This is a genomic window from Ruegeria sp. P10 (assembly GCF_056534925.1).
Genome location: NZ_JBQERJ010000009.1, coordinates 79,298 through 93,575 on the forward strand (window position 1 = coordinate 79,298; position 14,278 = coordinate 93,575).

13 protein-coding genes are annotated in these 14,278 nt (G+C 59.3%); 8 read left to right on the forward strand and 5 right to left on the reverse strand.

Annotated elements, in window-relative coordinates:
• Positions 1-8 precede the first annotated feature (8 nt).
• Positions 9-3,407 carry a bifunctional proline dehydrogenase/L-glutamate gamma-semialdehyde dehydrogenase PutA gene (putA, locus tag ACR0FB_RS15595; protein WP_480621203.1) on the forward strand — a complete coding sequence of 1,133 codons (3,399 nt, stop codon included), beginning with the start codon at positions 9-11 and terminating at the stop codon, positions 3,405-3,407.
• A gap of 42 nt (positions 3,408-3,449) precedes the next feature.
• Positions 3,450-4,193: a rhomboid family intramembrane serine protease gene (locus ACR0FB_RS15600; RefSeq protein ID WP_171722778.1), complete on the forward strand. Its 744-nt coding sequence runs from the start codon at positions 3,450-3,452 to the stop codon at positions 4,191-4,193.
• A gap of 18 nt (positions 4,194-4,211) precedes the next feature.
• Here ACR0FB_RS15600 and ACR0FB_RS15605 read toward each other — a convergent pair whose 3' ends face one another.
• Both ACR0FB_RS15605 and ACR0FB_RS15610 read right to left on the reverse strand, forming a co-directional pair.
• Entirely contained in the window at positions 4,212-4,997 is a 786-nt protein-coding gene (locus ACR0FB_RS15605; protein WP_171118687.1) for an inositol monophosphatase family protein, read from the reverse strand.
• A 98-nt stretch (positions 4,998-5,095) separates the two neighbouring features.
• Positions 5,096-6,001: a LysR family transcriptional regulator gene (locus ACR0FB_RS15610; RefSeq protein WP_171723621.1), complete on the reverse strand. Its 906-nt coding sequence runs from the start codon at positions 5,999-6,001 to the stop codon at positions 5,096-5,098.
• Between the two features lie 94 nt (positions 6,002-6,095).
• On the opposite strand from ACR0FB_RS15610, the gene metF reads away from it, so the two are divergent.
• Together metF and ACR0FB_RS15620 are read left to right on the forward strand one after the other, a co-directional pair.
• On the forward strand, positions 6,096-6,962 hold the full coding sequence (gene metF / locus ACR0FB_RS15615; RefSeq protein WP_480621205.1) for a methylenetetrahydrofolate reductase [NAD(P)H]: 867 nt from the start codon (positions 6,096-6,098) through the stop codon (positions 6,960-6,962).
• A gap of 230 nt (positions 6,963-7,192) precedes the next feature.
• Complete coding sequence (locus ACR0FB_RS15620; protein WP_480621207.1) at positions 7,193-7,858, forward strand: J domain-containing protein; 666 nt, start codon at positions 7,193-7,195, stop codon at positions 7,856-7,858.
• Positions 7,859-7,907: 49 nt separating this feature from the next.
• Here the strand turns inward: ACR0FB_RS15620 and ACR0FB_RS15625 are convergent, their stop codons facing one another.
• Positions 7,908-8,426 carry a YHS domain-containing (seleno)protein gene (locus ACR0FB_RS15625; RefSeq protein ID WP_171634317.1) on the reverse strand — a complete coding sequence of 173 codons (519 nt, stop codon included), beginning with the start codon at positions 8,424-8,426 and terminating at the stop codon, positions 7,908-7,910.
• A gap of 235 nt (positions 8,427-8,661) precedes the next feature.
• On the opposite strand from ACR0FB_RS15625, the gene yghU reads away from it, so the two are divergent.
• Positions 8,662-9,540, forward strand: a complete 879-nt coding sequence (gene yghU, locus ACR0FB_RS15630; RefSeq protein WP_480621209.1) for a glutathione-dependent disulfide-bond oxidoreductase — start codon at positions 8,662-8,664, stop codon at positions 9,538-9,540.
• A gap of 60 nt (positions 9,541-9,600) precedes the next feature.
• Here the strand turns inward: yghU and ACR0FB_RS15635 are convergent, their stop codons facing one another.
• Together ACR0FB_RS15635 and ACR0FB_RS15640 are read right to left on the reverse strand one after the other, a co-directional pair.
• A complete protein-coding gene (locus ACR0FB_RS15635; RefSeq protein ID WP_480621211.1) occupies positions 9,601-10,389 on the reverse strand; it encodes an SseB family protein in 789 nt (262 codons plus the stop codon).
• Positions 10,382-10,969, reverse strand: coding sequence for a uracil-DNA glycosylase family protein (locus tag ACR0FB_RS15640; RefSeq protein ID WP_171634328.1), 588 nt, complete (start codon positions 10,967-10,969; stop codon positions 10,382-10,384). Before ACR0FB_RS15640 ends, ACR0FB_RS15635 begins: the two co-directional genes overlap by 8 nt.
• Positions 10,970-11,217: 248 nt before the next feature.
• Here ACR0FB_RS15640 and ACR0FB_RS15645 point away from each other — a divergent pair, with 248 nt between their 5' ends.
• From ACR0FB_RS15645 to kdsA, 3 genes are read left to right on the forward strand one after another with little or no spacing between them, the layout of a single operon-like run.
• Positions 11,218-11,877 (forward strand): ABC transporter ATP-binding protein, encoded by a 660-nt coding sequence (locus tag ACR0FB_RS15645; protein WP_152458943.1) that lies wholly within the window; start codon positions 11,218-11,220, stop codon positions 11,875-11,877.
• The gene (locus ACR0FB_RS15650) at positions 11,855-13,432 is read left to right on the forward strand and encodes a KpsE/RkpR family capsule polysaccharide export protein (RefSeq protein WP_171722772.1); all 1,578 of its coding nucleotides are present in this window, start codon (positions 11,855-11,857) and stop codon (positions 13,430-13,432) included. Before ACR0FB_RS15645 ends, ACR0FB_RS15650 begins: the two co-directional genes overlap by 23 nt.
• Before the next feature lie 5 nt (positions 13,433-13,437).
• Positions 13,438-14,271, forward strand: a complete 834-nt coding sequence (gene kdsA / locus ACR0FB_RS15655; RefSeq protein WP_171722771.1) for a 3-deoxy-8-phosphooctulonate synthase — start codon at positions 13,438-13,440, stop codon at positions 14,269-14,271.
• Positions 14,272-14,278 lie beyond the last annotated feature (7 nt).

Genomic DNA, 14,278 nt, shown 5'->3' on the forward strand with positions numbered 1-14,278 from the left:
GAGGACATATGTCACACAGCCTGCGCACCCTCATCGATACTTCCACCTATGCCGATCAGTCGGCAGTTCTTGAGACACTGATCTCTCAGGCCAGCCTGACGGACACGGATCGCAGCGCCATCGGCGCCGCGGCTGCGCAGCTTGTGCGCGATATCCGGTCCAGCACCTCTCCGGGGTTGATGGAGGTGTTTCTGGCCGAATATGGCCTGTCCACCGACGAAGGCATCGCCCTGATGTGCCTGGCCGAGGCGTTGCTGCGTGTGCCGGATGCCGACACAATTGATGCGCTGATCGAAGACAAGATCGCGCCCTCCGATTGGGGCAAGCATCTGGGGCAATCCTCGTCCTCGCTGGTGAACGCCTCGACATGGGCACTGATGTTGACCGGAAAGGTGCTGGACGAGGGCAAGGCGTCTCCGGTCGGGGCGCTGCGCGGTGCGATCAAGCGGTTGGGCGAGCCGGTGATCCGCACTGCCGTGGCACGCGCGATGAAAGAGATGGGCCGGCAGTTCGTTCTGGGGGAAACCATTCAGTCCGCCATGGACCGCGCACGCGGGATGGAGGAGAAGGGCTATACCTATTCCTACGACATGCTGGGCGAAGCGGCCCGAACCGAAGCGGACGCGGCGCGCTATCACCTGTCCTATTCCCGCGCCATCTCGGCCATTGCCGAGGCCTGCACCCATGACGATATCCGCGCCAACCCGGGCATTTCGGTAAAACTGTCCGCCCTGCACCCCCGTTATGAGCTGGCACAGGAACAGCGTGTGATGGACGAGCTGGTGCCGCGGCTGCGGGCACTGGCCCTGCTGGCCAAGGCGGCCGGAATGGGCCTGAACGTCGATGCAGAAGAGGCGGATCGCCTGTCGCTGTCGTTGCAGGTGATAGAGGCGGTGATGTCCGACCCGGCCCTTGCCGGCTGGTACGGGTTTGGCATCGTGGTTCAGGCCTATGGCCCGCGCGCAGGCCTGGTACTGGATACGCTGTATGGCATGGCCGAACGTCACGATCGCCAGATTATGGTGCGATTGGTCAAAGGCGCCTATTGGGATACCGAGATCAAACGCGCGCAGGTCGAAGGTGTGGATGGCTTTCCCGTCTTCACGCACAAGGCGGCAACCGACATCTCCTATATCGCCAATGCACGCAAACTGCTGGGCATGACCGATCGGATTTATCCGCAATTTGCCACGCACAACGCGCACACGGTCAGCGCCATCCTTCACATGGCCAAGGATCAACCGTTCGAGTTCCAGCGCCTGCACGGCATGGGTGAGACCTTGCATCAGATCGTGATGGACAAGCAGAACACCCGGTGCCGCATCTATGCACCGGTGGGGGCGCATCGCGACTTGCTGGCTTATCTGGTTCGGCGCTTGTTGGAGAACGGCGCGAATTCATCCTTCGTCAACCAGATTGTGGACGAAGATGTGCCACCGGAAGTGGTCGCCGCCGATCCGTTTGTTGCGGTCCGGACCCCTCCGCCCGCACTGCCGACCGGGCCGGAATTGTTCCAGCCTGAAAGACCGAATTCCAAGGGTTTTGACCTGCATCACACACCAACCCTGGATCAGATTGATGCGGCACGGGATCAGTTCCGCGCCCATCATTGGTATGCGCAACCCTTGCTGGCCGATGCGGCTAAACCCGATGCGGATGAGCCGGTGATCAATCCGGCACGGCCTCAGGACAAGCCCGGCGCGGTGGCCCCAGCCAGCGCGGCGGATGTGGAAATGGCATTGGCCTCGGCCAACCCCTGGGATGCCCCCTCTGCCGAACGCGCCCGCATCCTCAATGCCGCAGCCGATCTTTACGAAGCTCATTATGGTGAGTTGTTTGCCCTGCTGGCGCGCGAGGCCGGGAAGTCGCTGCCCGATGCGGTGGCCGAACTGCGCGAGGCGGTGGATTTCCTGCGTTACTATGCAGCCAACATCCCCGATGCCGAACCCGCGGGGATTTTCACCTGCATCAGTCCGTGGAACTTCCCGCTGGCGATTTTCTCTGGGCAGATCTCTGCTGCGCTGGCAACCGGAAACGCGGTTCTGGCCAAGCCTGCGCCCCAGACCCCCCTGATCGCACATCGTGCCATTCAGCTTATGCACGAGGCGGGGGTACCACGCGATGTGCTGCAACTGTTGCCGGGTGGGCCTGCCGTGGGTGCGGCGCTGACGTCGGATCCGCGCATCTCAGGCGTGGCCTTCACTGGGTCAACAGCCACCGCGCTGAAAATCCGTGTGGCGATGGCCGAATCCATGCGCCCCGGTACGCCGCTGATCGCGGAAACCGGCGGTCTGAATGCGATGATCGTCGACAGCACCGCCCTTCCCGAACAAGCCGTGCAATCGATCATCGAAAGCGCCTTTCAGTCGGCGGGCCAGCGCTGTTCCGCCCTGCGCTGCCTGTATTTGCAGGAAGACATCGCCGATGACGTTCTGACCATGCTCAAAGGGGCGATGGATGCGCTGTCGGTCGACGACCCCTGGCTTTTGTCGACGGATTGCGGACCGGTGATCGACGAACAGGCCCGTCAGGGCATCGCCGAACATGTGACCAAGGCGCGCAACGAAGGGCGGGTGTTGAAGGAGCTTCCGTTGCCGCCCGAAGGCATCTTTGTTGCTCCGACGCTGATCGAGATCCCCGGCATCGCCGCGCTGGAACGCGAGGTGTTCGGCCCGGTGCTGCACGTCGCCCGGTTCAAATCGCAAGAGATCGACAAGATCATCGCCGATATCAACGCCACCGGATACGGCCTGACCTTCGGCCTGCACACCCGCATAGACGACCGCGTGCAGCATGTGACCGAGGCAATCCATGCGGGCAACATCTATGTAAACCGCAACCAGATCGGCGCCATCGTCGGGTCTCAGCCCTTTGGTGGCGAAGGATTGTCAGGCACCGGCCCCAAGGCGGGTGGGCCGAACTACATGATCCGGTTTTGCGCACCCGACCGTCAAAGCACGGCGGATACCTGGGGCGCCGTGGCTGATCTGCCTGCTGCACAAGGTCAACCTGCGCCGGTCAAAACCCGGTCCCTGCCCGGCCCGACCGGTGAATCGAACCGCCTGAGCGTGTATCCCCGTCCGCCTCTTCTTTGCTTGGGACCCGGAGAGGCCGCAGCGCGTGCGCAGGCCGATGCTGTATCTGCGCTGGGTGGCACCGCCATTCAGGCGACCGGGATGCTTGACCTGCACCGGTTGGAAAACCTGACCGGCATTTCGGGCGTGATGTGGTGGGGAGACGAGGAAACAGCGGGGCAGATCGAACACCATCTGGCGCACCGCGACGGCCCGATTCTGCCGCTTATTCCCGGCAAGCCCGACCGCGCGCGTGTTCTGGGTGAACGCCATGTCTGCGTGGACACGACCGCGGCGGGTGGAAACGCCGTGTTGTTGGGAGGTGCGGCATAAGCTTGCCTTGACGCTGGGCGCACAAAAGCCCAGCGTCACGGCATGTTTCCGATCCGCGACCATAACCCTTCGGGGCGCACACCTTATGTTGTCTATGCCTTGCTGGCGGCCAATATCCTGATCTTCCTCAGCTATGTGGGGATCATGAATGATGGGCCACGGATCGGCAGGCTGTTTTTCGACTACGCCATTATTCCGGCGCGGGTCAGCGACGGGTTCGGGCTGGAAACCCTGGTGACATCCATGTTCCTGCACGGGGGGTGGATGCACTTGGCCGGCAACATGCTGTTTCTGTGGATCTTCGGTGACAATCTGGAAGACGAGATGGGCCATCTGCCCTTCCTGCTGTTTTACATGGCGGCAGGAATCGGCGCGGGCCTGATTCACGTCATCACCGGGCCCGAATCCCAAGTTCCCACTGTTGGGGCCTCGGGCGCGATTGCGGGTGTGATGGGCGGGTATCTGCTGCTGTTCCCGAAAGCACGGGTGGATATCCTGCTGATCCTGATCGTCTATTTCAGGGTCTTTACCATCCCCGCCTTCATTATGCTGGGCGTCTGGCTGGCGATACAGTTCTTTGGCAGCGTCACCAGCAATCCAGACGAAGGCGGCATCGCCTATTGGGCCCATACCGGGGGATTTGCCGTTGGCCTGATCCTGTGCATCCCGCTGTGGCTGAGACGCGGCGGAATTCAGTTCTGGGATCGCACCCACGGACATCCGCCCCACCCGGAAGCGAAGTACAAGCTGTCACAATCCCGCATTCCGCGCGTTCCGCGCCGCTAAAGCCGGTTCAAAGGGCGCCTAGCCCCGGATCACCTTGGCGAACTGATCGAAGATCGGTTCGTTCGAACAGATCACTTCACCATCTTCCAGCACGTTGCCTTCAGGGTTAAGCGCCTGCACGAAGCCGCCAGCCTCTTTGACGATGATCACACCGGCAGCCAGATCCCACGCATTCAGGCGGCGTTCCCAAAAGCCTTCGTACCGGCCTGCGGCCACATATGCCATATCCAGCGCGGCGGCGCCCCAACGACGCACACCGGCGCAGGCGGGCATCAGACGCGCCAGATCCTGCAAAGTCGCAGGCAGATCCGAGCGGCCACCAAAGGGCAGACCGGTCGCGAAGACCGATTCAATCATGCGATGACGACCCGACACGCGAATACGGGTGTCGTTCATCCAAGCGCCCTCACCTTTTTCAGCAAAGAACATCTCGTCCTTGGCGGCGTCATAGATCACGCCGGCAACGATCTTGCCCTTGTGTTCCAGTGCTATGGAAATCGCCCAATGCGGCAGGCCGTGCAGGAAATTGGTGGTGCCGTCCAGCGGATCGACGATCCAGCGGCGGGTCGGATCCTCACCATCGATGGAGCCGCCCTCTTCGGCCAGCCAGCCATAGGTCGGTCGTGCGCCCAGCAGCTCTTCTTTCAGGATGGCTTCGGCGGCGATGTCGGCCTTCGAGACGAAATCACCGGCGCCTTTCATCGACACCTGCAGATTCTCGACTTCACGGAAATCCTTGACCAAAGAACGCCCCGCCTTGCGCGCGGCCTTGATCATGATGTTGAGATTTGCGCTGCCAACCATTGTCAAAAGGCTCCTGTTCGGTCAAACCGCGCGTATACTGCCGCAATGCGCCCTTGCCAAGAGGAATGATGCGCATAACAGACCCGCAGGAAACGCCGTTACTGGGATTGCAGCTTGCGCGCTTCTTCCCGGGCCAGTTTCACCAGTTCCTGCACAAAGGGTTTCTCCAGATCTTCCGAACGGACCGCGGCATAGAGACGCCGTGTAATGCCCTCTTTCGTCAGGGGTCTGGTGACGTAGTCCGAGTTGTATTTGACCTCGCGCACGACCCAATCCGGCAGCACTGAAATGCCCCGGTTCGATGCGACCAGCAGCAGAATGACGGCGGTCAGTTCCACCTGCCGGATCGTGGCAGGCTCAACCCGCGCCGGGATCAACAGCTGGCTGAACACATCCAGGCGGGTGCGTTCCACTGGATAGGTGATCAGGGTCTGGCCGCGAAAATCCTCGGCCTCGACATAGTCTTTCTTGGCCAGGGGATGGGTCGAAGCGGCCACAAACACCGCGTTATAATCAAAAAGTTCGACAAACTCGACACCCGGCAGGTCCTCGGGATCGGACGAGACCACCAGATCGACCTCTTCCTTCTGCAAGGCCGGAAGCGCGTCGAAGGCAAGACCAGGGCGGATATCGACATCCACGTCGCCCCAGGATTTCCTGAAGGATTCGAGCACCGGGAACAGCCATTCGAAACAAGCGTGGCATTCGATGGCTATATGCATCCGCCCCGTGCGCCCGTCCCGCAGCGAAGAAAATTCATTCTGGGCGGCTTCGACCTGCGGCAGTATCTGCTCGGCCAGGCGCAAAAGCCGCAAACCGGCAGCCGACAGTTTCATGGGTTTGGAGCGGCGCAGAAACAGCTCGACCCCGGCCTGATCCTCCAACCCTTTGATTTGATGGCTCAATGCGGACTGGGTGATGTTCAACTGATCCGCAGCGCGGGCCAGCCCGCCGCATTCATGGATCGCCTTGATGGTGCGCAGGTGCCGGAATTCAATATGCATTTCAAACAGCATTCATGTTGTTGTTGAGTAATATGAGTTTGTTTCACAATGCATGCCATGGCACAAGAGGCTCAGTTGATCCAGTGAGGCCACGATGTCCAAACCTGAAATTTCCTTCGAGTTCTTTCCGCCCAAAACTCTGGAAGCCTCTTTCCGCCTTTGGGACACGGTCCAGACATTGGCCCCTTTGGATCCCCGTTTTGTTTCCGTCACCTACGGCGCTGGTGGCACGACGCGTGAACTGACGCGCGACGCGGTTTCGACCCTGCACAAGTCATCGGGCCTGAACGTGGCCGCTCATCTGACCTGTGTCGATGCTTCGCGGCAGGAAACGCTGGAGATCGCAGACACCTTTGCCCGCGCCGGCGTGCAGGACATCGTCGCCCTGCGCGGCGACCCGCCAAAGGGTCAAGACAAGTTTGTGCCGCACCCCGACGGGTTTTCCAGTTCTGTTGAACTGATCGAGGCACTGGCCCAAACCGAAATGTTCAGCATTCGTGTCGGGGCCTATCCCGACACCCACCCCGAGGCTGCCAACATGGCTGCGGATGTGGACTGGCTGAAGGCCAAGCTGGACGCAGGTGCAGACGAAGCGCTGACGCAGTTCTTCTTCGAAGCCGAAACCTTTTTCCGGTTCCGCGATGCTTGCGCCAAGGCCGGCATCGACAAACCGATCGTGCCGGGCATCCTGCCGATCGAGAACTGGGCAGGCGCCCGCAACTTCGCCAAGCGCTGTGGCACGCATATTCCCCAGTGGGTCGAACAGGCGTTTGAAAAAGCGGTGCGCGACGAGCGTGAGGATCTGTTAGCCACGGCAATCTGCACAGAGCTGTGTTCAGACCTGATCGAAGGCGGCGTGGACAAGCTGCATTTCTATACCCTGAACCGTCCCGAATTGACGCGCGATGTCTGCTTTGCACTGGGCATTACACCGCGCGTTGAACTGGAAAACGTTGCCTGACTTTCAAAAAATCCAATGGTTCGCCCGGGTTACGTTTACGCCCGGGCGTTTGTCGTTTCGGAAGATGTGTACTGTTTCACAACCACGCCTATAAAACGGCGCCTTTGAGGGACAATTGAATCTCAACATCGCGATTGTTGTCACCAGCCCCGCAAATCATCCTTGAAAATTGACAAAACTATGACTGTGACCACACTGGCAATGTGTAGTTTGTAAAGAGTGTTTTGAGTATGGAACCTGTCGATAAAGTGCGGGCACGCGCGGATGCGTTGGCGGATCTGGGGTTGAGCCCCTGCGCCGGTTCCCAAGAGATCAGGGACGCATGGAGGCAGATCGCATTCCATTCACACCCCGATCACAAGGATGGGGACAGTTCCGGTTTTTCGCGCGCCAAGGCGGCTTATGATTTTCTGCGCAAAGAAGGTTTGGTTATGAAAGGTGGTGCCAGTTCCGGCCCTCCGCAACCGCGCCGACCCCGTTTGAAGAAGCGCATCATCGAACTTCCGCTGGAGGATATCGCCGCCTGCAAGGCGATGCTGAATCCCGACCAGAGGTTGCCGCAAATGCACGATGAAGCGGATTTTCAGGACAGATCTGATGCATGTGTCTCGGATCACGTTCCCGACGCGGTCGGGTGTTACGGGCGGCATCTGACCTATTTTGTCACCACGCCCGTGCATCATGGGGCAAATCGCGTGGCCTTGCCGACGACCGTCCTGACCAACGCGCGCCACACCGAGGCTGAAATTTTGAGCTTTCAGTCAAAAGATACCGGCGCCGGAGAAGTCATCATCCCCGATACGATCCGCGAACGGAAGTTTCCGGGCGCCAAGAGCGTGCGGATCAGGTTTGATGCCGATCAGGATATTCGGGATCAATTCTGGCTTGCGGGGTAACGGCCTCTGCCCGGCTGGACCAGCCGGGCTTGGGTCTTTTGAGGCCGGATCAGTTTGAAACCGGGCCTTCCGACGTGAATTTCGGGATCACATTGGTCGAAGCGTCGCTTGGTTCGATACCGGGCCAGTTTCCTTCGGCAAGATTGATATTACCTGGAATGTCTTCCTCGAAAAATCCGACAACCACGTCGGTGATGTTGAGATACAGCTTGTCATCCACGATCCGCCACAGGTTTGGATTTGCAGGAACCTTGCCACCACGCGACACGCCGTAAGCGCAGTGCCCATCATATTGCGGCGCGTAGTATGCTGGGTTTTCAAGGAATTTGTCGCGGTTTTCCTCGGTCGCAAATGCCCAGGTCGCACCGTTGTACTCGGCGGTGATGTTGGCATTTCCGCGCACACCTTCGGGCTGCGACTGGCCCACAGGCATCTGATCCAGGCTGCGATAGGCAACGACATCATAACCCGAAACAGCAAAACCTGTGCCGTCGATATATTGAGGGCCGGCAAAAGCCGGAACCGCCAGAGCTATGGCCGCAGCGAGTGTCAATGCAAAGCGTTTCATGTCGTTCATCCTTTTCGGGTCAACTAAATCCGTGATGCCTTGCGGCAGGTCTGACAGGACAATATGCGATTCCCAAGCGGTGCGTAGTCCCCCTAACGCCGCTGTGACCCGACACGAGAAAACGTGAGAGTTTGGCGGCGGATTGTTACAGAATACGCCAGTTGAGTGGGGTTGGACTCGGCGGTTTGCAATATTAGCTGTATGGCAGCCCTGACATAGGCAAGAAAGGCAAGAGATGAGCGACCAATCCTCGTATACCCCTCCAGCGGTCTGGACCTGGGACAGTAAAAGTGGCGGACAATTCGCCAACATCAACCGACCGATCGCCGGAGCGACCCATGACAAGGACCTGCCGGTCGGACAGCATCCTCTTCAGCTTTACTCGCTCGCGACACCCAATGGCGTAAAAGTCACGGTGATGCTGGAAGAGCTGTTGGCACTTGGTCATGGAGGCGCTGAATACAACGCCTGGCTGATCAACATCGGAGAAGGCGATCAATTCAGCTCAGGCTTTGTCGAGGCCAACCCGAACTCGAAAATCCCCGCGCTTTGGGATCGGTCAGGTGACAAACCTGTTCGTGTTTTTGAAAGCGCCTCGATCCTGTTCCATCTGGCTGAAAAGTTCGGCGCGTTTCTGCCCGCATCCGGCCCCGAGCGGACCGAGGTGATGAACTGGGTGTTCTGGCAGATGGGCAGCGCGCCTTACCTGGGCGGTGGGTTCGGGCATTTCTACGCCTATGCACCCGAGAAATGGGAATACCCGATCAACCGTTTCGCCATGGAGACCAAGCGCCAACTGGATGTTCTGGATCGTGAACTGGCGGAAAAAACCTTCATCGCGGGCGAAGACTATTCGATCGCCGACATGGCGATTTGGCCCTGGTATGGCCAGTTGGTTCTGGGCCGCCTTTACAGCGCGGCAGAGTTCCTGGACGTGGAATCCTACAAGAACGTCATGCGATGGGCCAAGGCAATCGACGCGCGCCCGGCGGTTCAGCGCGGCCGCATGGTCAACCGCGCCTTTGGCGAGCCGCACACGCAGCTTCACGAACGCCACGACGCCAGCGATTTCGAAACCCGCACGCAGGACAAGCTGGAAGCGGCAGCGGAATAAACATATCCTAGGCGCTATGACACGCGGTGCAGCTTGCGCCGCGTGTTTGTGTTTGGATGGTTATTTCAGAATGGGTGGGTTGTCCGGATTGCTGCCGGGGGCTTCGCGGACCGCTTCGGCAATTTGCGGCTGGGGCAGATCAAACCGAAGGCCCACCTTGGCCAGAAGCGCGGCGGCGGCCTCGCTTGCGGTGAAAAACCCGACATCCATCGCGCCTGCCTCAATCCCGGAAAAGGTCAGCGCCTCGGACGCGGCCTTGGCCAAAGCGGGCTCGGCCCCCTCGATGGCATCGACAAATCCCAACAGATGGCCCTGCGCGCCCGATTTGGACTTGGTGGCAACCAGATAGGCCGCGCTTGCAAGTCCGCCTGCCGTCGCCAGTTTCGCATCCAGCGCGGTCAGCAGGGCCTGCGGCAGGCCGGCAGGGGGCAAAAACTCGGCAAGCTCTTCCTCGACCTTTTGCGGGCGGTGCTGCAACGTTTCAGTCAACCATTCCAGGGCTTCCGCCGGGACCAGCATCGAAGATGGCGCAGTCACCAGGTTCAGACCAAGCCCGATGCCCTGCCCCGACAGCATCCCCGAAAGCACCCGCCCCGACAGTGCCACATAAGGCACGGGCCGCCCGGCAAACTGCGCCAGCCGGTCCTCACGATCAAAGGCCAGAACAAAGCGCCCGTCAGCCACATCGAACAATTCGGGCGAGATATTCTCGTCCCGCGCTTCTTCGGTCAGCATCAGAAACAGCTCGCTATCCGCAAGCCGTTCGAAGAAACGCAGACGAGCGGCATCACTTGTCGGGTCCGCCTGCATCGCGGCATGCGCAGTGTCCAACGCCGTGGATTCAATCATTCAGCACCTCTTGGACCCGTGCACGCAAAACAGGCAGCAGTTCAGCCTCGAACCACGGGTTTTTCTTCAACCATGCCGTATTGCGCCAGGACGGGTGAGGCAAGGCAAAGACCCGCGGCGCATGGTCCCGCCAGTTGCGGACGGTGTCCGTCACCGACCCGCGCGCGCCAAGATGAAACTTGTGTGCATGACCTCCGACCAACACGGTCAGCGGCACACGCCCCAGGTCCTGCATCACCCGGTCATGCCAGGTCTTGCGGCAAATCGCAGGTGGCGGAAGATCAGCATTGCGCGCATCATACCCCGGAAAGCAGAAGGCCATCGGTACAATCGAAACACGGTCGCGATCGTAAAAAACCGTCTCATCAATCCCCAGCCAGTGCCGCAGCCTGTCGCCGGACGGGTCGGTGAAGGGCCGCCCCGACTCGTGCACACGGGCGCCCGGTGCCTGCCCCGCGACAAGGATCGGTGTTCCGGGGCGGAACCAGACCACCGGGCGCGGCTCGTGTGCGGTTTTTGTTTGCGCGAACCTGTCGGCACACAAGCGGCAGGCGCGGATTTCCTGACGTAAAGCGTTCATATGATCGTGAAGGCCCCTGCCCATCCCGTCTGTTGTCGGCTGCCAAAACAGATAATAACGACCTGACGCGGCACCAAGTGACCGATAACCTTTGCTGCACCCAATCAGACATTCATGCGCGCAACCGGACCGCATTGATCATTTGTTTCATAATTCGACATAATGTAGCCAACATGGGCCGGTAAAAAATACCTTTTCTGGCCGCCCGCAAGTGCGACAACACGAACGAAATGAGCAGCAGACCGCGAATGCTAGAATTCGACAACGTCAGCAAATCCTTCTGGACCGGAACGCGCCGCAAGGTGATTCTGGATCGGGTCTCGTTTCGGGTCGAACTGGGCACCTCACTGGGCGTTCTGGCCCCGAACGGAACCGGAAAAACCACGTTGATCAACATGATGGCCGGCCTGGAGAAACCCGACGAAGGCGTGGTCCGCCGCGAATGCCGGGTGTCCTTTCCCATGGGGTTCACCGGTGGCGTGTCGGGAAAACTGTCAGCGCTTGAGAACGCGCGCTACATCGCCAAGATCTACGGTATGGACCCCGACTATATCGAGGCCTATTGCAAATGGCTCTGCGGTCTGGGCGAATATTTCGACCAGCCCCTTGCCACTTACTCCTCTGGGATGAGGGCGCGTTTCACCTTTTCTTTGATGCTGGCGCTGGACTTTGACATGTATCTCATCGACGAAGGGATGCCGGCGACAACAGATGTCGAATTCAACGAAAAGGCAGGGGCGATCCTGAAGGAAAGGTTGCGCACGACGACTTTGGTAATCGTATCGCACAGCCCGTCCGTGTTGGAGAAATTCGCCCAGAAAGCGGCCGTACTTCTGGACGGGCAATTGTATATGTTTGACTCCTTGGAAGAGGCAAAGCAGCTGTATGACTACGAAACCCAAGGTTAGAAAATACAACTGGCGCCGCAGACGCCAGACGGAAAACTCGGCCGAGGCGCGATCGGACGCCATCTCGCGTATTCGCAACGCGACACAAGGCCCTGCGGCCGCCGACGAAGCACAGCCCGGGACGCAGCTGGACGACATCAAGCGCGAAGGCCTGACGGGCCGTCAATTGCGTATCGCACGACGTCTGGCGCAGAAACACGGTCTGGCCGCGACGTCGGACTATGACGCGGTGCGATTGCTGCGCAAAAAGGGCATCGACCCCTTCCAGCGCACCAATCTTCTGGACCTTGCCGCCGCAAGGCCATCGGACGAGGGTGACAAACCCACGGACAGGATCAACGTTCAACTGCCGCAGGCCATGGGTGCCGAGAAAACAAATCTGCCCGGGCCCGAGCTCAGCCCAGCTGAGCGGCGCAATTTTGAAATTGGCCAAATCCAAAAAGACATCGCCCGTCGTCGCAAGCGTAAATTGTTTGGACTGTTTGCGCGTCTGGCGGCCTTTGTGTTCCTGCCGACCTTCATTGTCGGCTTCTATTTCTATCGCATCGCCACGCCGATGTATGCCAGCGATTCCGAATTCCTGATTCTGCAAGCGGATGGCGGACCGGGCAATATCGGCGGTCTGCTTGCCGGCACGCAATTCGCCACCACACAGGATTCGATCTCGGTTCAGTCCTTTCTGGAATCGAAAGAAGCTTTGCTGTTGCTGGACCGCGATGCCGGGTTTTCTGATGTTTTCAAGCAGGAATGGATCGACCCGATTCAAAGACTGGCGCCAGACGCCTCGCTTGAAGACGCCTATAAGCTGTTCAAACGCATGATTACAATCGGCTATGACCCGACCGAAGGGGTCATTCGGATGGAGGTTGCCGCCCCCGACGCGCAGACATCGACCGAATTTTCCGAGCGCCTGATTTCTTATGCCGAAGACAGGGTGAACGCCTTGTCCGGAAAAAAACGCGAAGACCAGATGCGCGACGCGCTGCAAAGTTTCGAAGCGGCGCAGGAAGCGCGCAGGCAGGCTCAGGAAGAGTTGATCGAGCTTCAGCTTCAGGGCGCTGTTCTTGACCCCGAAAACGTCATTGCCAGCCTGCGTGCCCGCATCAACGAAATCGAAATACTGGTTCAGGACAAAGAGCTTGAGCTCGCCGCGCTTCAGGACAACCTGCGCCCGAACAAGGCAAAGGTTGATGGCGTCAAGGCAGATATCGCCCGCCTGGAAAAAGTTCTGAGAGAACTGAATGCCGAGATGCAGGATGCCTCGGACGGCGAAAACTCGCTGGCGCGGCTGAGCGTGCGTATCCAGATCGCGCAGGCGGACCTGGCGGCGCGCGACATGATGCTGCAAACGGCAATGCAGCAAATGGAAGCGACCCGGTCCGAAGCCAACCGGCAGGTGCGCTATCTGACCGTCTCGGTCAACCCTGTTCCCAGTCAGGAGCCCAGCTATCCGCGCAAGTTCGAAAATACGATTTTGGCATTCCTGTTGTTTGCTGGTATCTACCTGATGATCTCGCTTACCGCGTCGGTCCTTCGTGAACAGGTATCCTCATAAAACTCATGAAACATGTTAAAATCTCCGACCTGACAGTCGGCAACGACCTTCCGCTGACCATCATAGCTGGGCCATGTCAGCTTGAAACGGCAGACCATGCGCAGATGATTGCGGGCAAAATGAAAGAAGCCTGCGACGCAGCCGGGGCGCAATTCGTCTTCAAGGCGTCTTATGACAAGGCGAACCGGACATCCCTGTCGGGTAAGCGTGGCATGGGCATCGATGCGGGGCTGAAGGTACTGGATGACATCCGTAAAACGATGGGCATCCCGGTTCTGACCGATGTTCATACCGAAGCGCAATGCGCCATCGCCGCCGAGGCGGTGGACGTTCTGCAAATTCCGGCATTCCTGTGCCGTCAGACCGACATGCTGCTGGCGGCCGGTAACACCGGAAAAGCGGTCAATGTGAAAAAGGGGCAATTCCTTGCACCTTGGGAAATGACCAACATCGTCGACAAAATCGAAAGCACCGGGAATCAGAATATCCTACTGACCGAACGTGGCACCTCATTTGGCTACAACACGCTGGTTGCCGATATGCGTGCGCTGCCCCAAATGGCGAAGACCGGGTATCCGGTGGTGATGGACGCCACCCATTCCGTGCAGCAACCCGGAGGCAAGGGCGGGTCTTCGGGCGGACAACGCGAATTTGCACCCGTGATGGCCCGCGCCGCGGTTTCTCTGGGTGTCGGGGCCGTGTTCATTGAAACCCATCAGGATCCGGACTCGGCCCCATCGGACGGGCCAAATATGATCCCGCTCGATCAGATGCCCCAACTTGTTGACACATTGATGCGATTTGATGCGCTTGCTAAAGCGAATCCGATTCAGATTTAACGATTGA